Annotated in this window: 22 protein-coding genes and 2 tRNA genes; 13 read left to right on the forward strand and 11 right to left on the reverse strand. The window is 69.3% G+C overall.

The genetic code is table 11. The features are described 5' to 3' along the window. Positions 1-3 precede the first annotated feature (3 nt). From EY822_RS05440 to pknB, 5 genes are all read left to right on the forward strand, one after another. Positions 4-1,251: a Stp1/IreP family PP2C-type Ser/Thr phosphatase gene (locus EY822_RS05440; protein ID WP_150307339.1), complete on the forward strand. Its 1,248-nt coding sequence runs from the start codon at positions 4-6 to the stop codon at positions 1,249-1,251. Next, entirely contained in the window at positions 1,235-2,614 is a 1,380-nt protein-coding gene (locus EY822_RS05445; RefSeq protein ID WP_150307340.1) for an FtsW/RodA/SpoVE family cell cycle protein, read from the forward strand. Before EY822_RS05440 ends, EY822_RS05445 begins: the two co-directional genes overlap by 17 nt. Then, complete coding sequence (locus EY822_RS05450; RefSeq protein WP_150307341.1) at positions 2,611-4,065, forward strand: peptidoglycan D,D-transpeptidase FtsI family protein; 1,455 nt, start codon at positions 2,611-2,613, stop codon at positions 4,063-4,065. Before EY822_RS05445 ends, EY822_RS05450 begins: the two co-directional genes overlap by 4 nt. After that, positions 4,062-5,849, forward strand: coding sequence for a serine/threonine-protein kinase (locus tag EY822_RS05455; protein ID WP_150307342.1), 1,788 nt, complete (start codon positions 4,062-4,064; stop codon positions 5,847-5,849). Before EY822_RS05450 ends, EY822_RS05455 begins: the two co-directional genes overlap by 4 nt. Before the next feature lie 97 nt (positions 5,850-5,946). Further along, positions 5,947-7,644: a Stk1 family PASTA domain-containing Ser/Thr kinase gene (pknB, locus tag EY822_RS05460; RefSeq protein ID WP_227497048.1), complete on the forward strand. Its 1,698-nt coding sequence runs from the start codon at positions 5,947-5,949 to the stop codon at positions 7,642-7,644. A gap of 36 nt (positions 7,645-7,680) precedes the next feature. Here pknB and EY822_RS05465 read toward each other — a convergent pair whose 3' ends face one another. From EY822_RS05465 to EY822_RS05480, 5 genes are all read right to left on the reverse strand, one after another. Further along, positions 7,681-8,319, reverse strand: coding sequence for an anthranilate synthase component II (locus EY822_RS05465; RefSeq protein WP_150307344.1), 639 nt, complete (start codon positions 8,317-8,319; stop codon positions 7,681-7,683). Continuing rightward, positions 8,316-8,474, reverse strand: a complete 159-nt coding sequence (locus tag EY822_RS15330; RefSeq protein WP_227497049.1) for a hypothetical protein — start codon at positions 8,472-8,474, stop codon at positions 8,316-8,318. The genes EY822_RS05465 and EY822_RS15330 overlap by 4 nt, the downstream gene beginning before the upstream one ends. 9 nt (positions 8,475-8,483) lie before the next feature. Continuing rightward, complete coding sequence (locus EY822_RS05470; protein WP_150307345.1) at positions 8,484-9,236, reverse strand: class E sortase; 753 nt, start codon at positions 9,234-9,236, stop codon at positions 8,484-8,486. 78 nt (positions 9,237-9,314) lie between these two features. Next, a complete protein-coding gene (locus tag EY822_RS05475; RefSeq protein ID WP_150307346.1) occupies positions 9,315-11,300 on the reverse strand; it encodes a beta-galactosidase in 1,986 nt (661 codons plus the stop codon). A 222-nt stretch (positions 11,301-11,522) separates the two neighbouring features. Next, positions 11,523-12,107, reverse strand: coding sequence for a TetR/AcrR family transcriptional regulator (locus tag EY822_RS05480; protein WP_150307347.1), 585 nt, complete (start codon positions 12,105-12,107; stop codon positions 11,523-11,525). A gap of 23 nt (positions 12,108-12,130) precedes the next feature. Between EY822_RS05480 and EY822_RS05485 the strand changes: the two genes are divergently transcribed. The 7 genes from EY822_RS05485 (at position 12,131) to EY822_RS05515 (ending at position 21,135) form a co-directional block, all read left to right on the forward strand. Beyond that, a complete protein-coding gene (locus EY822_RS05485) occupies positions 12,131-13,402 on the forward strand; it encodes an MFS transporter (protein ID WP_227497050.1) in 1,272 nt (423 codons plus the stop codon). Between the two features lie 1,907 nt (positions 13,403-15,309). Then, the gene (locus EY822_RS05490; protein WP_150307349.1) at positions 15,310-16,440 is read left to right on the forward strand and encodes a mandelate racemase/muconate lactonizing enzyme family protein; all 1,131 of its coding nucleotides are present in this window, start codon (positions 15,310-15,312) and stop codon (positions 16,438-16,440) included. Positions 16,441-16,498: 58 nt separating this feature from the next. Beyond that, complete coding sequence (locus EY822_RS05495) at positions 16,499-17,548, forward strand: LacI family DNA-binding transcriptional regulator (protein WP_150307350.1); 1,050 nt, start codon at positions 16,499-16,501, stop codon at positions 17,546-17,548. A 174-nt stretch (positions 17,549-17,722) separates the two neighbouring features. Then, a complete protein-coding gene (locus tag EY822_RS05500; protein ID WP_150308778.1) occupies positions 17,723-18,820 on the forward strand; it encodes a Gfo/Idh/MocA family protein in 1,098 nt (365 codons plus the stop codon). Positions 18,821-18,827: 7 nt separating this feature from the next. Continuing rightward, on the forward strand, positions 18,828-20,000 hold the full coding sequence (locus EY822_RS05505; protein WP_150307351.1) for a dihydrodipicolinate synthase family protein: 1,173 nt from the start codon (positions 18,828-18,830) through the stop codon (positions 19,998-20,000). Beyond that, on the forward strand, positions 19,997-20,890 hold the full coding sequence (locus EY822_RS05510; RefSeq protein ID WP_150307352.1) for a sugar phosphate isomerase/epimerase family protein: 894 nt from the start codon (positions 19,997-19,999) through the stop codon (positions 20,888-20,890). Before EY822_RS05505 ends, EY822_RS05510 begins: the two co-directional genes overlap by 4 nt. 2 nt (positions 20,891-20,892) lie before the next feature. After that, positions 20,893-21,135: a cell division protein CrgA gene (locus EY822_RS05515; RefSeq protein WP_150307353.1), complete on the forward strand. Its 243-nt coding sequence runs from the start codon at positions 20,893-20,895 to the stop codon at positions 21,133-21,135. A gap of 153 nt (positions 21,136-21,288) precedes the next feature. Here EY822_RS05515 and EY822_RS05520 read toward each other — a convergent pair whose 3' ends face one another. The 3 genes from EY822_RS05520 to EY822_RS05530 all read right to left on the reverse strand — a co-directional run bounded on the left by EY822_RS05520 (position 21,289) and on the right by EY822_RS05530 (position 23,638). Continuing rightward, entirely contained in the window at positions 21,289-22,128 is an 840-nt protein-coding gene (locus EY822_RS05520) for a glucose 1-dehydrogenase (RefSeq protein WP_150307354.1), read from the reverse strand. A 98-nt stretch (positions 22,129-22,226) separates the two neighbouring features. Then, the gene (locus tag EY822_RS05525; protein WP_150307355.1) at positions 22,227-23,075 is read right to left on the reverse strand and encodes a rhomboid family intramembrane serine protease; all 849 of its coding nucleotides are present in this window, start codon (positions 23,073-23,075) and stop codon (positions 22,227-22,229) included. A gap of 20 nt (positions 23,076-23,095) precedes the next feature. Next, entirely contained in the window at positions 23,096-23,638 is a 543-nt protein-coding gene (locus EY822_RS05530; RefSeq protein WP_150307356.1) for a peptidylprolyl isomerase, read from the reverse strand. A 141-nt stretch (positions 23,639-23,779) separates the two neighbouring features. On the opposite strand from EY822_RS05530, the gene EY822_RS05535 reads away from it, so the two are divergent. Continuing rightward, the gene (locus EY822_RS05535) at positions 23,780-24,499 is read left to right on the forward strand and encodes a hypothetical protein (RefSeq protein WP_227497051.1); all 720 of its coding nucleotides are present in this window, start codon (positions 23,780-23,782) and stop codon (positions 24,497-24,499) included. 134 nt (positions 24,500-24,633) lie between these two features. On the opposite strand, the gene EY822_RS05540 is transcribed toward EY822_RS05535, so the two are convergent. From EY822_RS05540 to EY822_RS05550, 3 genes are all read right to left on the reverse strand, one after another. Then, complete coding sequence (locus EY822_RS05540) at positions 24,634-25,071, reverse strand: NUDIX hydrolase (RefSeq protein WP_227497307.1); 438 nt, start codon at positions 25,069-25,071, stop codon at positions 24,634-24,636. 60 nt (positions 25,072-25,131) lie between these two features. Further along, positions 25,132-25,204 (reverse strand) — tRNA-Ala (locus tag EY822_RS05545). A 27-nt stretch (positions 25,205-25,231) separates the two neighbouring features. Then, a tRNA-Ile gene (locus EY822_RS05550) sits at positions 25,232-25,305 on the reverse strand. Positions 25,306-25,324 lie beyond the last annotated feature (19 nt).

A 25,324-nucleotide genomic window follows, 5' to 3' on the forward strand; every position in this document is an offset into this window, starting at 1 on the left:
GGCGTGGCGTCGACCATCCAGGCCGCAGCCGTGTCCCACGTGGGCAAGGTGCGCTCGAACAACCAGGACTCCGCGTTCGCGGGACGGCAGTTGTTCGTGGTGGCCGATGGCATGGGCGGTCACGCCGGTGGCGACGTCGCCTCGGCTCTCGCCGTCACACGCATCAAGGATGCCGACAAGCAGCCGTACGCGTCGCCGCAGGACGCCGAGTACGCGCTCCGTGCGGCCCTCGTGGCCGCCAACGCCCTCCTCTCCGAGACCGTCTTCGAGCACCCCGAGCTCACCGGCATGGGCACCACCGTCAGTGCGCTCCTCCGCGTGGGGGACACGCTCGCCATGGCCCACATCGGCGACTCGCGCATCTACCTCTGGCGCGATGACGCGCTCGAGCAGGTCACCAGCGACCACACCTTCGTGCAACGCCTGGTCGACAGCGGACGCATCACCGCGGAGGAGGCGCTGACCCACCCGCGCCGTTCCGTTCTCATGCGCGTGCTGGGCGACGTGGACGCCCACCCCGAGATCGACACCTCGATCCTCGAGACACGACCGGGCGACCGGTGGCTGTTGTGCTCCGACGGCCTCAGCAGCTACGTGTCCGAGGAGCTCATCACCAAGACGATGGCCGAGTCCGCCGATCCCGAGCGCACCGCGGATGCGCTGGTCAAGCACTCGCTCGACTCCGGCGCCCCCGACAACGTCACCGTCGTCGTACTCGACGTGCGGGAGGGTACCGCCGACAGGCCAACCCCGCCCACGACGGTCGGAGCCGCCGCCGCTCCCCTCGCGTTCGAGAGCGACTCCGGTCGACGCGCCGTTCGGCTGCCGAACCTCCTGCTCCATCCCCTCCGGGCCACGACCACGCGCGAGGCCGAGTTCGAGCCGGAGTCCGACGAGTACCTCGAACTGCTCATCGCCGAAGACCGACGACGAGCCGTGCGTCGCAAGATCACCTGGCTCGTCGGCGTGATCCTCGTGGCGCTCGGTGTGCTCATCGCCGCCGTGCTCGGCTACCAGTGGACCCAGAGCCGCTACTACGTCGGCGCCAGCGACGGGTCGGTGGCCATCTACCGCGGCGTGCAGCAGGGCGTAGGGCCGTTCGCGCTCTCGAGCGTCTACGACACGACCGACTTGGAGGTCGCCGACCTGCGACCGTATTACCAGAGCCAGGTGGAGGGAACGATCAGCGCCAACTCGCTCTCCGAAGCCCGAGACATCGTCGAGAGGTTGCAGAATGCCGCAGCCGACTGACACCGTGGCACGCGCCGACGGGGAGCGACGCGTGCACGTACCCCGCAAGCTTCGCAACCTCGAGCTCGTGCTCGTGCTGTTCGCGTCGCTGCTGAACGGTGCCGCCCTCTACCTCGTGCAGCTCGGCGCCCTCGGGGCCTTCGACTCGAGCTTCTTCCTGCCCGCCACCGGCCTCGCCGTGCTCGTCCTCGGGATGCACGTGGCGCTCCGCGTGTCCGCTCCGGACGCCGACCCCTTCATCCTGCCGATCGCCACGCTGCTGAACGGCCTCGGCATCGCCGGCATCTACCGCATCGACCTCTCCTACGACCTGAGCGGGTGGGAAAGCGTCGCCGTGCGTCAGATCGCCTGGTCGGGACTCGCCATCGCCGTGGCGATCGCCGTGGTCGTGCTGCTGCGCAACCACCGCGTCCTCCAGCGCTACCGCTACATCGCGATGTTCGCGGGTCTCGCCCTTCTGCTGCTGCCCATGCTGCCGATCATCGGCCGGGAGATCAACGGTGCGCGGGTGTGGATCGGTATCGGCGGCTTCTCCTTCCAGCCCGGTGAGATCGCCAAGATCGCGCTCGCGGTCTTCTTCGCGGGGTACCTCGTCACCGCGAGGGACAGCCTGTCGATGGTCGGGGCGAAGTTCCTCGGGCTGCGCTTTCCGCGCGTCCGCGACTTCGGGCCCATCCTCGTCATCTGGGCCGCCGCCATGGCGGTGCTGGTGTTCCAGCGCGACCTCGGCACATCCCTCCTGTACTTCGGGCTGTTCCTCGTGATGATCTACGTGGCGACCGCCCGTATCAGCTGGGTGCTGCTCGGGTTGCTGCTCTTCGTCGGCGGCGCCTTCGCCGCGGCCCAGCTCGGGTATGTGGGCGGCCGGCTCAACGCCTGGCTCACGCCGTTCGACAACGAGATCTACAACGCGCAGGGCGGCAGCTACCAACTGGTGTCCGGGCTCTTCGGGCTCGCGAACGGCGGGCTGATCGGCACCGGACTCGGGCAGGGCATGCCGAGCCTCACCCCGCTGGCGAACAGCGACTTCATCATCGCGAGCCTCGGCGAGGAGCTCGGACTCGCGGGCGTCTTCGCCATCCTCTCGCTCTACCTCCTCCTGGTGTCCCGCGGTCTCCGCATCGGGTTCGCGGGCCAGGACGACTTCGGCCGGCTGCTCGGTGTCGGGCTGTCGTTCGTCATCGCGCTGCAGGTCTTCGTCGTCATCGGCGGAGTCACCCGCGTCATCCCGCTCACCGGCCTGACCACTCCGTTCATGGCGGCGGGCGGATCGTCGCTGCTCGCCAACTGGATCATCGCCGCCATCCTGCTGCGGCTCTCCGACACGGTGCGCAACCAGCCCCGATTGGTGGTGCAGCAGTGAACCGCGAGTTGAAGCGCGTGAGCGTGGTGGTGCTCCTCATGTTCGTGGCACTGTTCGTGTCCACCACCACCATTCAGGTGTTCCAGGCCGACAACCTCCGCGTGGACGACCGGAACCGCCGCACCCTCTTCGCGAGCTACTCCACCGAACGCGGGCACATCCTTCTGGACGGTCAGCCCATCGCCCAGTCCGTGCCGGTCGACGACCGATACCGCTTCCAGCGCACCTATGCCGAGGGTGAGCTGTACTCCGCCGTCACCGGATACTTCACCCTCGATCAGGGCAGCACCGGCATCGAGGACGCGCTCAACGCGGAACTCAGCGGTACCGCGAACTCGCAGTTCCTCGACGGGATCAACCGCCTCTTCACCGGACAGGATCCGAAGGGCGCCTCCGTCGAACTGACCATCGACCCCGCCGCCCAGCGCGCGGCGTTCGATGCGCTCGGCGACCGATCGGGCGCCGTGGTGGCCATCGAGCCCAGCACCGGCAAGATCCTCGCCATGGTCTCGAAGCCCGCGTTCGACCCCAACGCGCTCGCCGTGCACGACACGGACCAGGTGCTCGCCACCTACGATGCGCTGATCGAGGATCCGGGCGACCCGCTCGTGAACCGAGCCATCACCGGCAACCTGAACCCGCCCGGCTCCGTCTTCAAGCTCGTCGTGAGCGCGGCGGCACTCGAGAGCGGCGAGTACACGGCCGAGAGCACCTTCCCGAACCCCGCCACCTTCCCTCTCCCGGGCACCGACTCCGTGATCACCAACTCCGGTGAGGGGGCGTGCGGGGCGGCCGAATCGGTCACCCTCGCCGAGGCGCTGCGGCTATCCTGCAACATCCCCTTCGCCGAGCTCGGCCTTGCCCTGGGTGACGACGCGCTGCGGGACATGGCCGAGGACTTCGGATTCGGCGAATCCATCGCGGTCCCGATGCCGTCGGCCCGGAGCGTGTTCCCGGCCGATCCCGACGACCCCGCCACCGCTCGGAGCGCGTTCGGGCAGGACGATGTGCGCGCCACCCCGCTGCAGATCGCCATGGTCTCGGCGGGGATCGCGAACGACGGCACGGTCATGCGACCGACCCTCGTCGAACGGATCCTCGCGCCGGACCTGCGCGAGATCGACGCCCTGGAGCCGTCCGTCTTCAGCGAGCCGATCAGTGCCGACACCGCAGACACACTCACGAGGCTCATGGTCGACAACGTCGGAAGCGGCGTCGCGAGCAATGCAAGAATAGGAGGCGTCAGCGTGGCCGGAAAAACGGGAACAGCAGAGAACGGCAGCGGGGAACCATACAGTCTGTGGTTCACCGGTTTCGCTCCCGCGGAGGACCCGTCGGTCGCCGTCGCGGTCGTCGTCGAAGACGGCGGTGGTCTCGGCCAGTCCGGCCGGGGCAACACCCTCGCTGCGCCGATCGCGAAGCAGGTAATTGAGGCGGTGCTGAACAGATGAGACCGACCAGCGGAGTGACCTTCGGGGGCCGGTACCAGCTCGGCAACCGCATCGCCATCGGCGGGATGGGCGAGGTCTGGGAAGCGACGGACCGCGTCATCGGCCGTACCGTCGCCATCAAGATCCTCAAGGACGAGTACCTCGGCGACCCCGGTTTCCTCGAGCGCTTCCGGGCCGAGGCGCGCCACGCCGCGCTCGTCAATCACGAGGGCATCGCCAACGTCTTCGACTACGGCGAGGAGGAGGGCAGCGCCTTCCTGGTGATGGAGCTCGTCCCCGGCGAGGCGCTGTCCACCATCCTCGAGCGGGAGCGCGTGCTCTCCACCGACAAGGTGCTCGACATCATCGCGCAGACCGCGTCGGCCCTGCAGGCCGCCCACGCCGCCGGACTGGTGCACCGCGACATCAAGCCGGGCAACCTGCTGATCACCCCCGAGGGTCGGGTGAAGATCACCGACTTCGGCATCGCGCGCATCGCCGACCAGGTGCCGCTCACCGCCACCGGACAGGTCATGGGGACGGTGCAGTACCTCTCGCCGGAGCAGGCGAGCGGGCACCCCGCGTCGCCGTCGACGGACATCTACTCGATGGGCATCGTGGCCTACGAGTGCCTCGCGGGGCGCCGGCCGTTCACCGGTGAGTCGCAGGTCGCGATCGCCATGGCGCAGATCAACGAGACGGCTCCCGACCTGCCGGTCACCGTGGCCGAGCCGGTGCGCAATCTGGTGCTCTCCTGCATCGCGAAGCGACCGGCCGACCGTCCCGCGTCCGCGGCGCACCTGTCACGGGCCGCCCAGGCGCTGCGCCGGGGCGACGTGTCCGCGGCCGCGGCGGCGGTACCCGCGGTACTCGGAGCGGGCGCGGCGACCGCGGCGACGAGCGTGCTGCCGTCCACCAGCGCGTACGGCGCCACCTCCGCCACCACCGTGCTGCCGGGCCCCGTGGGCGCCGTGGGCGCCGCCGAGGTGCCCGCCGATACCCGGCCGGTCACCACGGAGAAGCGCAACCGCTACCTGTGGCTCGTCGTCCTGCTGATCCTGCTCGTGGTCGCGGCGGTCACGGCCGCCGTCTTCGCCTTCCTCGCCGACCCCGAAGACACGGTCGTCGCGCCGAGCACGAGCGCGTCGCCGCCTCCGTCCACGGAACCCGAACCCGAGGACTCGCCGACCCCCACGCCCACCAGCAACACGGTCGACGTGGACTTCGCGCTCTACGAGGGCCGCCCCGGCGACGAGGTGGCCGCGGAGCTCGAGGAGCTCGGACTCCTGCCGCGCATCCTCACCGGCAATCCGGCGACCGGCCCCGACGAGGAGGGCCTGGTCTACCAGCTCAGCCCCCGCGGCAACGTGCAGCGCGGAACCGCCGTCGACGTCACGGTGTACGGACCCATCACCGCGCCCACTCCCCCGGCCGCACCGCCCACGGCCGCGGCCACCGCGCTCACCGTCGGGAGCGAGACGACCATCAGTTGGCCGGCGTACAGCTGCCCCTCCGGAACGGATGTGACGGGGTACCAGGTGCAGGTCGACCCGACGGCCACCGGCGCCTGGGTCGGTCAGAACCCCACCTCGGCGGACACCACCTCGGGCACGATCCAAGCGCTCGCGCCGGGGACCATGACCGTGCGCTACCAGGTGTTCTGCGGACCGAATGAGAGCGGATACTCGCCGGCCCTCACGATCACCGTCGAGGCGCCCGCATCCACCGGCGGGGACACCGGCGGGAACACCGGAGACGACAGCGGCAACGAGGAAGAGGAGTCCGAGGAGGTCGAGGAGGGCTGAGCACCCCGCCGCGGCACGCGGCACGCGGGCTTCCGGGCGCTCCACACGGTGCCGGGTACACTTGCGGAAGCGAAATGCAGCCGACCGGGGGAGCTCAGTGACCAAAACGACTCGCCTCCTCGCCGGTCGCTACGAACTCGGTGAGGTCATCGGACGCGGTGGCATGGCCGAAGTGCACGTCGGGCACGACAGCCGGCTCGGTCGCAAGGTCGCCATCAAGTTGCTTCGGTCGTCGCTCGCCAGCGACCCGGTGTTCCGCACGCGATTCCGGCAGGAGGCGCAGGCCGCGGCGCGCATGGCGCATCCGACCATCGTGCGGGTGTTCGATGCCGGCGAGGACCGATTCGTCGACGACAACGGCAGCGATGCCGTCGCTCCGTTCATCGTCATGGAGCACGTGGACGGGCGTCTGCTCAAGGACATCGTGGCGGATGGGCCGATCCTGCCGCAGGAGGCCATGCGCATCATCGAGGGCGTGCTCACCGCCCTCGAGTACTCGCACCGGGCGGGCGTGGTGCACCGGGACATCAAGCCGGGCAACATCATGATCACCGACGAGGGTCAGGTGAAGGTGATGGATTTCGGCATCGCTCGCGCGATCTCCGACTCCAGCGCCACCGTGGCGCAGACGAGTGCCATTCTCGGCACCGCCTCGTACTTCTCCCCCGAACAGGCCAAGGGCGAATCGGTCGACGCCCGCACCGACCTCTACTCCACGGGTGTCGTGCTCTTCGAGATGCTCACCGGTACTCCTCCGTTCCGCGGCGACAGTCCGGTCGCCGTCGCCTACCAGCACGTGAGCGAGGCACCACCCGCCCCGAGCACGCGCAACGACCGGGTGTCGCCCGCCCTCGATGCTGTCGTTCTCCGCGCCCTCAGCAAGGACCGGTTCGAGCGCTACCAGAACGCCGCCGAGTTCCGGGCCGACATCGAGACCGCCCGTGCGGGCAACGTCCCCGTCCGCGGGCTGCCGTCCTCCGACTCGATCTCCCTGTTCGGCGCCTCACCGATGGCGTCGTCGGGTCCGGACATCGCCATGAAGCGCCTCGGCGCGGACGATGACCGCGTAGTGCGCACGCAGAGCCAGCCGCCCGCCGTATGGATCTGGGCGGGCATCCTCACCATCGCTGTGATCGTCGCCGCCGTCGTGGTCTGGGTACTGAGTCTCGGCCCGAGCGCCACCGTGCCCGAGACCGCGCGGGTCGTCCCCTCCGTCGTGGGAGCGTCCTACGACAGTGCCCGGGACGCACTCGAGACGTCCGACCTCGTTCCGCTCGAGATCGGGGAATCGAGCACCGTGGTTCCGGTCGGCTCGGTGATCCGCACCGACCCGGAGGACGGAGCGCGCGTCGCGCCCGGTACCGGTGTCGACGTCTACGTGTCCACCGGTGCGGTGACCGTCCCGATCCCGAGCGTGGTCAATCTCGACGTGGCGTCCGCCGAAGCCACGCTGGTCGCGGCGCGCCTGACGGTCGGCAGTCAGACCGTCGAGCATTCGCCCAGTGTGGCCGAGGGGGTCGTGCTGCGCACCGATCCCGAGGTCGGGACGGAGCTCCGCGAGGGCGACACCGTGAACCTGGTGGTGTCGGACGGCATGGTGGCGTTACCGAATGTGGTGGGCCAGAACGTGCAGGATGCGACGAACACGCTCCAGCAGGATCTTCAGCTGCAGGTGACGGTGGATGACAACCCGCGGTGCTCGCTCCGGGCCAACACCCCCGTCGCCGCGCAGTCTCTCGCCCCGGGCGCTGTGCCGCAGAAGTCCGCCATCACGATCACCTACTGCTCGGGCTGACCCTCCTCCGCCGCTCCCAGCCGCCCGGGAGGCGCGCTAGCTCAGGCGGACGAGTGGGGTGAGGTCCGCGGCGGCCGACTTGGCGCCGGTGAGACCGGCCGACTCGAGCCAATTGCCGAGCATCCGGTATCCGCCCTCGGTGAGCACGGACTCGGGGTGGAACTGCACTCCGAACACCGGCGCGCTCACGTGGCGCACGCCCATGATCACGCCGCCGCCCGTGCGCGAGGTCACCACCAGGTCGTCGGGCACGGTGCCGTCGACGATCGCGAGCGAGTGGTAGCGGGTGGCCGTGAACGGGCGCGGAACCCCGTCGTAGAACGCACTGCCGTCGTGTTCGATCACCGACGTCTTGCCGTGCATGAGTTCTTCCGCCGTGGTGACCGTGGCACCGAGCGCCTCGGCGATGGCCTGGTGGCCGAGGCAGACCCCGAGGAGCGGCGTCGACGACTCGAGTGCGGCATGCACGAGCGGGATGGACACTCCCGCGTTGCCCGGCTTGCCGGGTCCGGGAGAGAGCAGCACCGCGTCGTACCCGGCGAGCTCATCCGCTGCGGCGGCCGCGGCGAACGCGTCGTTCCGCATGACGGTCGTATCGGCCCCGAGCTGAAGGAGATAGCCGTTCAGCGTGTAGACGAAGCTGTCGTAATTGTCGACGACGAGTACCCGGGTCACACCTGCACCGTAACTTCCTGATTGTTGACGATCGAATCCACCCAGGGGAAGCCCCAGGTGACGAGACTGAACAGTACCCCGGCGATCAGCACGAGTACGACCAGCAGGCGCAGCCACACCGGTCCGGGCAGTGCCCGCCAGAGCGCTCCATACACGAGTGCCCCCTATCCCGGATCCACGACGCCGGACAGCTCCGGGGGCGGACCCGCCGCATTGGGTCGCCAGGAGTCGAAGACGCCGTAGGCGATGATGCGTTCCGCCGACGAGAAGCGCGGGTTGCAGCTCGTGAGCGTGATGATGCGGTCGGTCGGTTCCGCCCCGTCCAGGGCGGGCACGGCGTTCAGCACCTCGACGCCCGAGGGAGGAACGTAATCCATTGTACGGAATCGGTAGGTGTACCAGCCGTCCGCGGTGCGCACCACGATCGGGTCACCGAGGCGCAGGTCGGCGATGCTGGCGAATGGTGCGCCGTAGGTGGTCCGGTGCGCCGCGATGGCGAAGTTTCCGACCTCTCCGGGCATCTGCGTGCCCGGGTAGTGTCCGATGCCGAGGGTGTTCAGCACGGTGCGGGTGCCCACACCCTCCGCGATCGGGCGCACGTAGTCCGCGCCGAAGCGCGGCACGTAGAGGGTGGCGAAGGACTCGGTCTCGGGCGGGGCCGCGCCGACGACCGGCGGTCCGAAGTCGGTGGTTCCCGGAGCCACGACCGACCCGTCGGCACTCCCTGCCGCCCAGTCCTGCTGCAACTCCAGCGCGGCACCCCGCTGTTCCCCGCCCACGACGAGGTCGTTGAACCAGAGCTGCCAGCCGAGGAACAGCAGCACGAGCAGGCCCGCGGTGATGAGGAGCTCGCCCAGCACGCCGAGAACGGTCACGCGCGGCGCGGGCCGGGCGCGGCGGGTGGCGTGCGAGGACATCGTTCGATTGTAGGTGCGTCCGGCTGGCCCGGGTCGGGTGGATGCCTTCCCCGTACGCGCGACGTCGGACCGAGCGCGTCAGTCCACGCGCACCACGGCGTAGTCGAACGGGGGCAATGTGCGGCGACCGCTCGGCTCCCCGGTGAGCAGGTCGGTGCCCGCCGGAAGGTCGAGGGTCGCGGAGTCCCGGCCGTGATTGATCACCGTGAGCACCGAACCACGGCGGATCGCCTCCACGTCCGCGGGAAGGCCGGGCAGTACGGGTTCGACACCCGCTGCGGACAGCACGACATCCGCAATGGCGCCGCATCCGTCGGCATCCGGGATGGTGGCGAGGTAGTAGGCCCGTCCGGTGCCCCTCCCGTTCACCGTGAACGCCGCCCGGCCGTCGAGCCTGCCTCCCGCGAACGATCCGAGCGCGGTCGCACCGTCGAGGTGGATCTCCTCGGCGAGCAGGCGGCCGGTGGCGCTGCCGCCCTCGAACTCCACGACGGCCGCCGATTGACCCGGGCCCCCGGATCCCGGACCCTCCACCGGCACCAGGGCGCCGAAGTCCTCCAGCCAGATGCCGAGCAGCGGGCCGAGCTGGGTGAGGAAGCCACCCGGGCGGAACCCGTCGTTCTCGTCGACGACGTCGCTGAACGCCCCGACGAGCAGGCTCCCACCGCCTTCCACGAACGCCGTGAGATTGCTCGCGGCTGCCGCGGTGAGCAGGTAGAGCTGGGGAGCGAGCACGACCCGGTAGCCGGACAGGTCGTCGGTGGGGCGCACGAGATCCACCTGAACCGACCGCCGGGTGAGCGCCGCGTGCCACCGCTGCACCAGCGCGGGATAATCCAGCACGACCGGGTGGTCGGGGTTCTCGAGCGCCCACCAGTTCTCCCAGTCGAACACGAGCGCCACGGATGCGTCGCGCTGTCCCGCAGGCAGCTCCGGCAGTGCGGCGAGCTCTGCCCCGAGTCCCACGATCTCGCGCCACGTGCGCGTGCGGACGCCGGCGTGGGGAAGCATCGCAGAGTGGAACTTCTCGCTGCCCGACCGGGACTGCCGCCACTGGAAGAACAGCACGCCGTCGGCGCCGCGGGCGACCGCCTGCATGCTGAGCGCCGCCATCTGCCCTGGCGCCTTCGGCGCGTTCGTCGGTCGCCAGTTGAGGGCGTTCGACGACTGCTCCATGAGGATCCACGGCACGTCCGGCTTCAGCGAACGCATCAGGTCACGGCTGAAGGCGGAGCCGAGATGGGCGTCCGGGTCGTTCGGGTCGGGGTAGTTGTCGTCGGAGATGACGTCCATCTCCGCCGCCCACCGCCAATAGTCGGCGGGGAGGAACGCGCCCATGAAGTTGGTGGTGATCGGTGCCGTGATGCCCGCGTCGCGGAGAATGCGCTTCTCCATGAGGTAGAGCCCGAGCAGGGTATCCGACGTGAAGCGACGGAAGTCGAGCATCCCGGCCGGATTGTGGCTGTACGGCGCCTTGCGGGGCGGCACGACCTCGGCGAAGTCGGTGTAACGCTGCGACCAGAAGTTCGTGCCCCACGCGGCGTTGAGCGCGTCGATCGTCTGGTACTTCGTCCGCAACCAGTCGCGGAAGGCCGCCGCCGCGTTGTCCGAGTAGTCGTAGTGGAGATGGCAGCCGTACTCGTTGTTCACGTGCCACATGACCACGGCCGGGTGCGCCCCGTACCGTTCGGCGAGAGCCCGGACGAGTTCGCTCGCGAGTCGCTGATAGGTGGGCGAGCTCGGTGCGTAGTGCTGGCGGGAGCCCGGCCAGTACGTCGACAGGTTCTCGTCCTGCGGCAGCATGTCGGGGTATGCGGTCGTCGCCCACGGCGGTGGCGACGCGGTGGCGGTCGCGAGGTCGACCGCGATGCCGTTCTCGTGCAGCAGGTCGAGCACGCGGTCGAGCCAGCCGAAATCGAACTCCCCCTCGGCGGGCTGGATGCGGGACCAGGCGAAGATGCCGAGGCTCACCATGGTGACGTTCGCCTCGCGCATCCGCTGCACGTCCTCGTGCCAGGTCTCCTCGGGCCACTGCTCGGGGTTGTAGTCTCCGCCGTAGTGCATCGATGCACACCTCCCTGCCCGACGGATGCCGGGTCACGCGGCCAAGGCTATCCATCCGCCCGGCTTCGCGCGGCTCCACCTGCGGGGTATCGACCGTCGCGGACGCCATGCTGCCCCGTGTGCTCTGCACCGAAGACGCCGACTACTCGAACCCGATCGATCCCTCGGCCCAGGGCGGCGCTCGACCGGCCCTACGGCCGGGCGTCGTGTAGCGGGACGTCGCTACGCATCGGCAGTGCCGGCACGTTCGTGCGCCTGGAGGATCGTGTCGGCGATCGCGCGCGCGACGGTCGTGTCGGAATCCGGGCCCCTCAACCGCATCGCGAGGTCCCCGCTGACGATCAGCAGCAACTCCTCGGCGAGCGCCGCCGCGCGCGAGCCGACCAGCGGTTCGGCGAGATCGCGCAAGCGGTCCCGCAGCGCTGCCGTGTCCCGCGCCACGGCCCGAGCGATCTCCTCCGGCGGATCCGCATACTCGGCGGCGGAGCCGAGGAACGCGCACCACCGCGCCCCGTCCGCGCGGAGCCGGAAGCTCTCGAGCGCGTCGAACACGGCGAGCACCCGGTCCCGCGGCGACGCGGCACGCTCGATCGCCGCGTCCCACACGTCGAGCCAGGCCAGCTGGCGCCGCTCGAGGGCGGCGGCGACGAGCGCTTCCTTGCTGGGATAGCCGCGGTACAGGGTCGCGGCCGACACGCCGGCCTTCTCGAGCACCGCGTCGATCGGGGTCGCGCCGATCCCCGCCGAGAAGAACAACGCGTCGGCGGCATCCAGCAGTTTCGTCTCGGTGGTCGCTCGGATGGCCATGGCAGCACCTTAGACTGCGTAATGTGAAACGATCGTTTTTGTTAGCCGACGCGCGCTCGGTGCTCCTGACCGCGTCCGGCACCGGGCTCATCGCCGCGACGTACGGGCTCGTCCGGCTCGCCTACGGACTGTTCCTCCCCGATGTGCAGGCGGACTTGTCGTTCGGGGCGGCGACGGCCGGCCGGATCTCGTCGGGTGCCTCGATCGTGTACTGCGTCGGGGCGATCGTGGCATTCGCCGTCGCCTCGCGGCACCCCCGCAGCGTGATCCTCGCCGCCGCCGCAACCGCGAGTGCGGGCTCGCTCGGAATGGCGACAGCACCCGACACCACGTGGTTCGCCGCCTTCGCCATACTCGGGTCCGCCGGGGCCGGCTTCGCCTCACCGGGCCTCGTGAGCATCGTCCGGCGGAACGGTCCGACCGGGGACACCGACCGCCGACAGGCGATCGTCAATGCGGGGACGGGCCCCGGACTCGTGGCCGCGGGCATCCTCGCCCTGCTGTTCCTGCCGGACTGGCGCCGCGCGTGGCTGGTCGTCGCGGCGGTCACTCTCGTTCTGGCCACCGTGGTCCTGCTCTCCGACCGCGCCGGGGCGTCCCTTCAGCGGGAGGAAGGCGTCATCGGCCCGCGGATCCCACCACTGTCATGGTTCCAGGCGCACGGGCTCCCGCTTGCGGCCGCACTGCTCCTCGGTGTCGGCTCGGCCGCGACCTGGAACTTCGGCAGGACGCATCTCGTCGCCGCGGGCGTCGACCACGGGTGGACGGTGCTCGCGTGGATAGCCCTGGGAGTCGGCGGAACGGCGGTGATCGCCACGGCTCGGATGATGAGCGCGCTCCTCCCGCATCGGGCGTGGACGCTGACCACCCTCGCGGTCACCCTCGCGACGCTGGTGCTCGGCATCGTCCCGGCGATTCCGGCCGTTGCTCTGCTCGCCTGCGGCGCGTTCGGCTGGGGCTACACCGCCGCCACCGGTGCCCTCATCGCCTGGACGACCCGCATCGATCCCAGCAGGGCACCCGCGGGAACCTCGATGGCCTTCGTCGTCCTGGTTCTCGGTCAGGCGATCGGGGCCACCGTACTCGGGACGCTGCTCTCCGGAGCCGGTTCCGTTACGGCGTTCCTCGTCGCGACGGCGATTGTGCTCGCCGCCGCCGTCGCGCCGGGAGTGTCCGGCGAGCGCGGCGAGGTGCTCACCGATCCGCGGGAACCGGTCACCCACCACCGCAGGGCATCGCCGGTTCCGCGCAGGTCCAGGCGCACGAGTCCGCACAGGGCGCGCCGATTCTCGTAGCCGTAGGGCAGGTCCGCCCGGTGCTCCAGTGCGCCTTCCACGTGGAACTCGACCGTCTCCGCGCCGGATCGGAAACGCACCCCGTCGTCGAGGAACTCCACCGTGGTCTGCTCGCCCGTGCCGAAGTCGCGCGGGTACGGCACGAGGAGCGTGCGGTAGCCGTTCCGGGCGGGGGTCGATTCCGTGACCGCGATTCCGTCGTCGGTCGCGGCCACCTCGCACCGATACGCCTGCCCCTCCTCGAGAACGCCCGAGAGTGCGTCCTCGGGCAGCGTCAGGGTCGTGTCGAAGGAGAGGCCACCGTGCTCGGTCGTCGCCAGAGGGGACACGAGTTCGTGGCGGCAGCTCGCGACGGCGAGGACGTCGTCCATGCCTGCCGTCCCGCGGAACGCGAGCCCGGGGTTCAGCCAGCCTCCCCCGCCGAGATGACGGACCGAGCTCACGAACTGGAGCAGTCGTCCCGAACCGAAGGTGATGTCCACCACACCCGTCGCGTCGTACACGCCGTCCGCCTGCGCCTGCACCGCCGCGGAAATGCGACCGCGGTGGATGACCCCACGGTGCGAGGGCACGCCCTCCGCCCGGGCAGCAGAAGCACGGTCGTCGAGCTGTGCCGCCGTCGGGCGGTCGGTGTCGGCGAAGCCGAGGGTGATCGCCGACGCCAGGAAGGCGAGCGCCAGCGAGGAGTAGTGGCCGTCCGCCGTATACGTCTCGTATCCCACCCGGAGGCGGGGGTCGAGCGCGTTCTGCACCGGCGAGAACGGACCGTCGGGTCGCTGCCACATCTCGAGCGACGAGTAGGCCCGCCAGGCCGCTGTGGCCGCCGCGTCGCGGTCCGATTCGGTGCCGATGCCGGCGACCCGCGAGCCCGTGAAGAGCGCGATCTGGGCCGCGAGCACCCACGTCTGGCCGGTACTGCGATAGCCGGAGGCCATCGACCCGTCGGACAGTTGCATGATCAGGCTGCGTCGGAGGCCCGTCGCGAGGAACGACTCCAGGCGCTCCCGGTTACGGCCGTCGTAGCCGCTGTTCAGCAGATCGGTCAGGTGCACCCGGGTGAACAGGTCGTAGGCGTTGGGAAGGCCGGGCTCCCGGTACATGCCGAGGTCGAGGTCGAATCCGGCCGTGGCGTTCGGCTCGAAGAACACGTCCAGCCAGTCGTCGAACTGCTCCGGTGGCGTCGGGGACAGCCCCGCCCGCATCCGCAGCCACTCCCCGCTCATCCACACGGCGGCCCAGTTGGACGGCGGCGACGACCGGAACGACGACGTGACCTCGACGGATGCGATCTGCTCGGCGATCCGCTCCCGCTCCGGCAGGTCCTCGGCGAGCGCTGTGAAGGTCTTGAGGATTGGGCGGCCAGGTGAAGTCGCGATGGGTGAACCGCGACGTCACCCCGAGGGTCTGGCGATTGAACCCGGAAGCGTGCGGGGGTAGCTCGGGATCGGCCGTGTGGGCGAGCGTGGCCGAGAGGATCCGGGCGGCCCGCTCCCGGTAGACCTCCGTGCCGGAACCGCCGAGGAACGAGCCGTCCGCCGTCTGCGCGGCCAGGACGGCGCAGCACCACCCGTAGTAGGAGCTTCCGTACTGGGTCGGGGTGTCGAAGACCGGATCGTGGAGGGTCCCGTCGGCCTGCAGGTTGCCGGCGAAGGAGTCCACCCCGGTCGCCAGAAGTTCCCAGGGGGTGCGCTCCGACACGTTTCTCCTTCTCAGCCTCGTGGGCTGGCCCGCCAACCCCCTCAGCACTGTACGGGAGCGCCGAATCGACCGGGACACCGGTACGGACCGGAACCCGAGATCGGTCGACCGGCCGCATTCCCCTCCGGGTGATCCGGGAATCCGCAGCCCGACGGGTAACGTGACTGGCGAACAGGGCCCGGCACCGAGCGCCCAGGAAGGTTTGCCGCATGACACTTCCCACTGACCAACTGCACGGAGCGGCCGACACGCGGACCGACGCCACGGTGGTCGGCGTCACGACCACTCCCCTCACCGCGTCGATGCCGCGCCCGTGGGTGCCGGACGCCCCGTGGCTGCACGTGATCCGAGTCGAGGTCGAATGCTCCGACGGCACGGTCGGGTCGGGACTGTCGTGGACGCCGACCATCGGAGCGGCCGCCGTGCGAGCCCTGATCGACACCGACATCACCACCTTCGTGCGCGGTCGATCCGCCGATCCGCAACACCTCTGGCCCGAGCTCTGGCGCCACCTGCACGAGGCGGGCGGCGGAGGAGTCACGACCATCGCCATGGCCGGCATCGACACCGCGCTCTGGGATGCCGCGGGGATACGCCGCACCGCGTCCCTCGTCGATCTGATCGGCAGGCGTCGGGACAGCGTCCCCGTCTACGGCAGCGGAGTGAATCTGCACTATCCGCTGGACGAACTGGTGGCGCAGGCCGAGCGCTGGGTCGCCGCCGGCTACGACGCCGTGAAGATGAAGGTCGGGAAGCCCGACATCGCCGAGGACGTGGATCGGGTGGCCGCAGTCCGCGACGTGATCGGCCGGGACCGACGGCTCCGCATCGATGCCAATCAGCGGTGGGACCTGCCCACGGCACAGGCCGCGATCGACCGGTTGAGCGAGTTCGACCTGGATTGGATCGAGGAACCGCTGCGGGCGGATGACACGGCCGGATACCGGCACCTGCATGGCTCGTGCACCGTCCCCATCGCCCTCGGCGAGAACCTGCACACCGTTCACCGCTTCCGCGACCTGCTGGACGCCCCCGGCGTCGACATCGTGCAACCGAACGTCGTGCGGGTGGGAGGCATCACCCCGTTCCTCGAGATCGCCGATCTGGCCGCCGAGCGCGACGTTCCCCTTGCTCCGCACCTGTTGCCCGAACTGTCCGGTCAGCTCGCCATGGTGCTCGCCGCGGAAACGGAGGTGGAGGCGGTGGAGGAGGCCGACCTCACCGCCCTCGGACTGCTCGCCGGTCCGGCCCCCGTGCGCGTGGACAGCGGCAGGCTGACCACCACCGGCGCACCGGGCTGCGGCATTCGACTGGTCGGGAGTCCCGCCGGACGTTCCTGACCGGGATGCCCTTCGGGAATATGCTTTCCCGCAGGACACCGCGACAGGAAGGGGCCTCGTGACGACCGCGCGCAAGGCCCCGATCACCCTGCACGATGTCGCGCGGGAGGCGGGTGTATCGCTCGCCACGGCGTCCCGGTCGCTGAACGGCAGTGCCCGCAGGGTCAACGAGGACTACCGGAAGCGCGTGCTCGCGGCGGCCGCCAAGCTCAACTACACGCCGAACACGTCGGCGCAGGCCGTGGCGAAGGGGACGACGAACACCGTCGCCCTGCTCGTGGCCGACATCGCCGACCCGTACTTCTCGTCCATCGCGGCGGGTGTCATCCGCAGTGCCGAGGACGCCGGGCTCATCGTCACGATGGCCGCCACCGAACGGAGCCCCGAACGGGAGTTGACCCTCGTCCGCGCGCTCCGCGGCCAGCGCCCTCGCGTGCTCATCCTCGCCGCCAGCCGGGTCGCGGAAGAGGCGTCGCAGGACGCCCTCATCGCCGAGCTCGCGGCGTTCGAAGCGATGGGGGGCCGCGTCGTGTTCATCAGCCGGAACGAGCTCGACTTCGACTCGGTGCTGGTGGACAACTACGGGGGTGCGCGCCAGCTCGCCGAGGAACTCATCGGTCTCGGCTATCGGCGATTCGCCGCTCTCGCGGGCGACCTGTCGTTGCTCACCGCCCAGGACCGGATCGCCGGTTTCACCGACGGCCTCGCGGCGCACGGCATCGAGCTCCCTCCCGATCGCCTCGTGCGCACCGGATTCACCCGCGACGGTGGTCACGCGGGGATGCTCGAACTGGCCGGGCGCGGTCTCGACGACGTGGAACTCGTGTTCACCGTGAACGATGTCATGGCCGTGGGAGCGATGTCGGCACTGCGGGAGAGCGGTCGCGAGCCCGGCGTCGACGTGGGAATCGCCGGCTTCGACGACATCCAGACGGCCCGAGACGTGACCCCGGCTCTCACCACGGTGCGCATCCCGCTCGAGGAGGTGGGCCGCCGCGCCATCGCGAGGGCCCTGCTACCCTCCCCGGAAAGCGGCGAGCCGGCGACTCCCACGGCCACGGAGGTCATGCTCCGCGCGAGCACGCCCGGTCCCCGCCCAGGCGGCTGACGACCCTCCCCTTCGCACTCTTGCCGTTCCGCGCTCGCGCCGCCTATACTTGGTAAGCGCTTTCCCGGATGGCGGAAGGCCGCGAGCGACGGGGCTGTGGCGCCTCGGGGAACGGGAAGTGGAACAGTGTCAGAGTCGACAATCGGCATCATCGTCAACGGGGCGTCCGGCCGCATGGGTTACCGTCAGCATCTCGTCCGGTCCCTCCTCGCCATCCGCGATGCGGGTGGCGTGGAACTGGCCGATGGCAGCCGCAGGCAGATCGAGCTCATGATCGTCGGCCGCAGCGAGACGAAGCTGCGCGAACTCGCCGAGAAGCACGGCATCGAGCACTACACGACCGACCTCGACAGCGCGCTGGCGGACCCGCGCTGGCAGATCTACTTCGACGCCCTGGTGACCCAGGCCCGGGTGCCGGCGATCAAGAAGGCGATCGCGGCCGGAAAGCACGTGTACACCGAAAAGCCGACCGCCGAGAACTACGAGCAGGCCGTGGAACTGGCCGAACTGGCCGAGTCCGCCGGCATCAAGAACGGCGTCGTGCACGACAAGCTCTACCTGCCCGGGTTGCAGAAGCTCAAGCGACTGATCGATTCGGGCTTCTTCGGCCGCATCCTCTCGGTGCGGGGCGAATTCGGCTACTGGGTGTTCGAGGGGGACTGGCAGCCCGCACAGCGCCCCAGCTGGAACTACCGCACGGAGGACGGCGGAGGAATCGTCGTCGACATGTTCCCGCACTGGAGCTACGTTCTCGAGAACCTCTTCGGCCGCATCGACAGCGTGTACGCGCGGACGGCGACCCACATCCCCACCCGTACCGATGAGCAGGGCGCCGAGTACACCGCTACCGCCGAGGATGCGGTGTACGCGGTGTTCGACATCGAGGGCGGCATCGTCGCGCAGCTCAACTCGAGCTGGGTCGTTCGGGTGAACCGCAAGGAGCTCGTGGAGTTCCAGGTCGAGGGCACGCACGGCAGCGCCGTGGTCGGACTATTCGGAGCCAAGATCCAGCCGCGCACCGCCACCCCGAAGCCGGTGTGGAACCCGGACCTCGCGGAGACGCACGACTACATGGCGGACTGGCTCGAGGTGCCGACGAACGACGTGTACGAGAACGGGTTCAAGACGCAGTGGGAGCAGTTCCTGCGGCACGTCGTGGAGGACGGACCCAACGAGTTCGACTTCCGGGCCGGCGCGCGCGGCATGAAGCTCGCCGAGGCGGGTCTCGAGTCCAACGCGACCGGCCGTCGCATCGACCTCCCCCAAGACTGAGCGCACCATGACCGACCTGCTCACGCTCGACCCGTCCGGCGCCGTCGGCAGGGTGGAACTGCACCCCGCCCCGGGGTTCTCGCGCCCCGCAGCCCCGCTCACCGCCCGGCTGGCCTACGCCGCCGCGCACGTCGTGCCGAAGCCGTGGGGCGACAACACCCCCGGGCAGCCCGCGGACATCGACTGGGATGCCACCCTCGCCTTCCGGCATTCGGTGTGGTCGTGGGGCCTCGGTGTCGCCGATGCCATGGACACCGCCCAGCGCAACATGGGCCTCGACGCTGACGCGACACGCGAGCTCATTTCGCGGAGCGCCGCCGAGGCGCGGTCGGTGGGCGGCCGCCTGGTGGTCGGGGTCAACACCGACTCCGTCGAGGCGGAGCACATTTCGCTCGATGAGGTGATCGACGCCTACAAGGAGCAGCTGCACTTCGCCGAGGACGCGGGCGCCGGGGTCGTGCTCATGGCGAGCCGTCACCTCGCTCGCGCGGCACGCACCGGCGACGACTACCGCCGGGTGTACCGCGAGGTGCTGGGTGCTGCGGGCTCCCCCGTGGTGCTGCACTGGCTCGGCGCCGCGTTCGATCCGTCCCTCGCGGCCTACTTCGGCTCCACCGTGTGGCAGGAGGCTGCCGATACGGTGATCGACATCATCGAGGAGAATCGCAACATCGTCTCCGGTATCAAGATGAGCCTCCTCGACGCCGACGCCGAGATCGCCGTCCGATCGCGTCTGCCCGAAACGGCCACCATGTTCACCGGTGACGACTTCAACTACGTGAGCCTCATCGAGGGTGATGGCACGACGCATTCCGACGCCCTGCTCGGCGCGTTCGCGGCCGTGACCCCGAACGCATCCGCGGCCATCCAGGCGCTCGACGCAGGCGATCCCGACGAGTATCGCCGAATCCTCGGCCCCACCGAGGCGCTCTCCCGCCAGGTCTTCGCCGCGCCGACCTTCTACTACAAGACCGGAGTCGCCTTCCTGTCCTGGCTGAACGGTCACCAGCAGGCGTTCAGCATGGTGGGCGGCCTGCACTCCGCGCGCAGCCTGCCCGCCCTCTCCGAGATCATTCGTCTCGCCAACGCCGCCGGAGCTCTCGAGGACCCCGAGCTGGCCGCCCGGCGCTGGCACGCGCTGCTCTCGGTGAACGGCATCGACCGAACGGGCGGCCGATGACCCCGCACCCGAGGCTGTCGCTGAACCAGGCCACGATCAAGTACGCGTCGCTCGGCGAGGCACTCGACGTGACCGCGGCGGCGGGCTACGCCAGCATCGGACTGTGGCGGGAACCCGTGCAGGAGGTCGGTCTCGACCGGGCCGCGCGCATGGTCGCGGACTCGGGCCTCCGAGTCTCGAGCCTCTGCCGGGGCGGATTCTTCACGCTGCCCGAGGGTCCGCAGCGTCGCGCCGCCCTCGACGACAACCGCCGCGCCCTCGCCGAGGCGCACGCCGTGGGCGCTCCGGCCCTCGTGCTCGTCGCCGGCGGCCTGCCCGCCGGGTCCCGGGATCTCGTCGGTGCGCGGGCTCGGGTGGTCGACGCCATCGGCGAGCTCGTGGCCGAGGCGGAGTCGGCCGGCGTCGCGCTCGCCATCGAACCGTTGCACCCGATGTACGCGTCGGATCGGGCCGTCGTGTCGACCCTCGACCAGGCGCTCGACATGGCCGAACCGTTCCCCTCCACGGCCGTCGGGGTGGTCGTCGACACCTTCCACATCTGGTGGGATCCTCGCGTGCGCGACGCCATCGCGCGTGCCGGCGCCGGCGGCCGCATCGCCAGCTATCAGGTGTGCGACTGGTCGACGCCGCTCCCCGCCGACGTGCTGCTCGCCCGCCACTACCCGGGCGACGGCGTCATCGACTTCGGAAGCCTGACGGCAGCGGTCGAGGCTACGGGATACTCGGGCGACATCGAGGTCGAGATCTTTTCGGAGCCCATCTGGGCCAGCCCGTATGCGGAGGTCGCTCAGCGCACGAGCGAGGCGTTCTCCACCGTCGTCGCCCCCCATCTGACCACGATCGGCCGGGTCCCGGGGGACCGCCCGGAGGCCCAGACGATAGGATCCTGAGCATGGCACGAGACAAGACGCCCGCGACTCCCGTCCAACCGCGCCCGGAGCCGGGGGAACAGGCGCCGAATCCGGTGTGGTTCAAACCGGTGATGTTCGGCTTCATGCTCCTCGGTCTCGCCTGGATCATCGTCTACTACGTGAGTCAGACCGGCCTTCCGGTGCCCGCCCTCGGGTCGGGGAACATCCTCGTCGGTTTCGGAATCGCCTTCATCGGCTTTCTCATGACCACCCGCTGGCGCTGACGCACCTTCCCCGCGCACCGCCTTTGTGCACAATTACACGCGTGTAACTATCCCCACTGTGGAATCGGCTGTGGATAACTTCGTGCCCGGGTAATCAGAGCGACTACCCGGGCACGACCTGCGTTTCCGCCGGATGACGAAGAGCGGCGCCGCCTAGAGGATCGGCCGCCCACCGGTGACGGCGATGCGCGCACCGGACATGTAGCTGCCGTCATCCGATGCCAGCAGCACGTAGGCGGGGGCGAGCTCTGCGGGCTGGCCCACTCGGCCGAGCGGCACGTCGTCGCCGAACGACTCGACCTTCTCCTCCGGCAGGGTGGCCGGGATGAGCGGGGTCCAGATCGGTCCCGGGGCGACGCTGTTCACCCGGATGCCCTTCTCGCCGAGCAGCTGCGCGAGGCTCGCGGAGAAGTTGGCGATCGCGGCCTTGGTGGCGGCGTAGGGCGCGAGAGTGGGATTCGGCATGTCGGAGTTCACCGAGGAACTTCCGATGATCGACGATCCGGGCTTCATGTGCGGGATCGCTGCCTTCACGAGGTGGAACATCGCGCCGACGTTCACCTTGAAGGTGTACTCCCACTCCTCCTCGGTGACCTCGTCGAGGGACTCGTGGGCCATCTGGTACGCGGCGTTGCTCACGAGCACGTCCACTTTCCCGAACTCCTGGACCGCACGGTCGATGATCGACCGGCAGTGCGCGGAGTCGGACAGGTCGCCCGGAACGAGCACGGCCTTCTGGCCTGCTTCCTCCACGTAGCGGGCGACCTCCTGCGCGTCCTCGTCCTCGTTCAGGTAGGAGATGAGCACGTCCGCGCCCTCTCGGGCGAACGCGATGGCGACGGCACGTCCGATACCGCTGTCGGCACCCGTGACGACGGCCGCCTTTCCGGCGAGCTTGCCCATGCCGCGGTAGGTCTCCTCACCGCAATCGGGCACCGGCGTCATTCGGGACTGTACTCCGGGAACGTCCTGCTTCTGGGCTGGCTGGGACATGACCATTCCTCTCGTGGATTCGGACCGTTCGAACGCGGACCTGTGGGTCCGCACGGCATGATTCCACGCTATTCGTCCGAATTCCCCGGTGCGAGAGGCTAGACAAATGCGAAGACGAGAGCCGTTCCCGCGGCGACGAGCGCGAACGCGGTAGCCCCCAGAGCGGCGGGTTGCACCCAGTCCCGCCTCTCGGTGCGGGTCTTCAGCAGGATCGCCGCGACGATCAGGCCGACGATCAGCCCTCCGACGTGGGCCTGCCAGGAGATCGAGGGGATGAAGAACCCGCTGAGCAGGTTGAGGACGATGATGCCGAGGATGGCCCGGATGTCGCCGCCCAGCGTGCGGGCCAGCAGGAAGAACGCGCCCATCAGGCCGAAGATGGCGCCGGACGCGCCGATCACGGAGCCCGCGCCGAGCACGACGACCGCGAGGGATCCGCCGATACCGCTGATGAGGTAGAGGGCGAGGAATCGCCACCGGCCCAGCATCGGCTCGAGGATGCGCCCGAAGATGAACAGCGAGAACATGTTGAACAGCACGTGGAAGATCGACGACGGGCTGTGCACGAACAGCGAGGTCAGCATCCGCCAGGGCTGGAAGAGCGAGGCGTCGGGGTAGAGGTACACCGGATTGAATAGCATCGCGGCGGTTACGGTGTCGCCGACGCGCGGCACCAGTTGCAGAACCCAGACGACCAGCGTGATCGCGATGATCGAGTACACGACGACCGGCTTGCCCGATGATCCGAGCCGCGCGATCCGCCGACGGAGGGGAGGCGTGGTCCGCGGCGCCGTGCGACGCTGCTCCCGCATGTCCTCCGGGCAGATCACCCCGACAGCTGCTGGCGTCTGGCACTCCGGGCAGATCGTCCGGCCGCACCGCTGGCAGACCACGAAGCTCTGCCGATCGGGATGCCGGTAGCAGAAGTTATCCGCCGAATCCGGCATCCCTGCGCCCTGCGTTCCGGTCAGGAAGCGGACTCGACGGAGACGCTCTCGATCACGACGTCGTCGAGCGGGCGGTCACGGCCGTCGGTGGGCACGGCGTTCAGCGCATCGACGACCTTGCGGGACTCGTCGTCGGCGACCTCACCGAAGATGGTGTGCTTGCCCTGCAGCCAGGTGGTGGGCGTGGTCGTGATGAAGAACTGCGAGCCGTTGGTGCCGCGTCCACCCTGGATGCCCGCGTTCGCCATAGCGAGCACGTAGGGCTGGGTGAAGGTGAGCTCCGGGGAGATCTCGTCGTCGAACGCGTAGCCGGGTCCACCGACGCCCTGGCCGAGCGGGTCTCCGCCCTGGATCATGAAGTCGCGGATGATGCGGTGGAAGACGACGCCGTCGTAGAGCCGGTCCTTCGTCACCTTGCCGGTGGCGGGGTGGGTCCACTCGATCTCACCGGTAGCCAGCCCGACGAAGTTCTTGACCGTCTTGGGGGCGTGGTTCCCGTAGAGGTTCACGGTGATAACGCCGTGGTTGGTGGTGATGGTTGCAACGTGAGTGGTGTTCGACATGAGCGCGATTCTACAGGGGCGCATTTTCCGCACCCCGTGCGAGCACACAGCTTGCGCTTCTTGGCCGCACTCGCTCGCATGCCCAGGAGGGGCGTGACAAGATGGAACGGTTGGCTGAACGACACCGATGAGGAGTTTCCGATGAGTCTGTCGCGTAAGAACAAGAGAGAACTGAAGAAGCTGCGCTCGCATGCCGCTGGCCTGTGGCAGGAGCAGCGAGACGTGATCGACCGCGCCAACAGCGTGGTCCAGGAAGCCGCCGTGCAGGCGAAGAAGCTGTCCAACCAGCACGTGGTACCGAAGGTGCGTGGCGCCGTCGACGAGCACGTGCGACCCGGTTTCGACCGTGGCTACAGCGCGGCCCGGAGCGTGAGCAGCTCCGCCAAGAAGAAGCTCATCGTCGACCTGCTTCCGGGCGTCGCGACCGCACTCGGCTCGATCACCGCTCTGGCGAACATCATCGAGTCGCCTCAGGTGGAGCACACCATCGATCGTGCGAAGAAGGCGAGCAAGGCGGCGTCGAAGACCGGCCGCAAGCTCGCCGAGCGTTACGTGCCGGGTGTCGAGCCCAAGCGCACGGGCATCGGTGCCGGCGGCATCGTCGCGATCGTTGCCGGTGTCATCGTCGTCGCCGGTGTGGGTTATGCCTTCTGGCAGACCTTCCGCGCCGATGACGACCTGTGGATCGCCGACGATGAAATCGACGGCCCTCCGGTCTCGAACGCGTCGAGCACGCCGAGCACGCCCAGCACGCCCAGCACGCCGAGCACGCTGATCACACCGACTAACGCGCCCGCGCCGGCCACCCTGCCGCCGTCGGTTGCGGGTAACAAGCCGATCGAGCCCGGCACCATCATCTAGTTCGATGAGCACGGAAAGAGCCGACGTCCATCCGGGCGTCGGCTCTTTCTGCATGGTGCGGCTCCCCGACTTCCCCGCGGTGCCTGACCCTGTCGGAGGCCATCGGAGAGCCTGATCGAGCGCAGACCCTCTGGTCACAAGCGACCGTCGGCGGGCGCCTCCCGGGCGAGCCGGATACCCACCGACACGAGATCGACGGTGTGCACCGAAGCGAGGTCGTCCACATCGAACCAGGCCGCCTCATCCGTCGAGCCGTCGCGCTCGGAGGCGAGCGCCCCGCCGACGACGCTCGCCCGGTAGATGATCCGAAGCGCCTGCATCGGCACCCCCGACCCGTCGAAGCGCGAGACGGCGGGGATGGCGATCGTGTCGATCCCGAGCAGACGATCCACCGAGGCGGTGTACCCGGTCTCCTCGGCGATCTCCCGGACCGCGGCGTCCACGGGGTGCTCGCCGAACTCCAGCCCGCCACCGGGCAGCGTCCAGCCCTCCGCGCCGTTCTGGTTCCAGTGCGCCAGCAGGATGCGGCCGTTGTCGAGAACGACGCCGTACGCGGCCACACGGATCTGAATCACAGGGTGTCCTCACGTCGAACGAGAAAACGCCCGGACGGGGTGTCCGGGCGTTCATCGTGGAGACGAGGGGAATCGAACCCCTAACCCCCGCCTTGCAAAGGCGATGCTCTGCCAATTGAGCTACGTCCCCGAGGGGCTTACTGAGGGAAATTCCTCGTGGGGCTACCAGGACTTGAACCTGGGACCTCTTCGTTATCAGCGAAGCGCTCTAACCGCCTGAGCTATAGCCCCGTTAGGGCATGATCACGTT

This window comes from Planctomonas psychrotolerans (genome assembly GCF_008642235.1).
GTDB lineage: Bacteria > Actinomycetota > Actinomycetes > Actinomycetales > Microbacteriaceae > Planctomonas > Planctomonas psychrotolerans.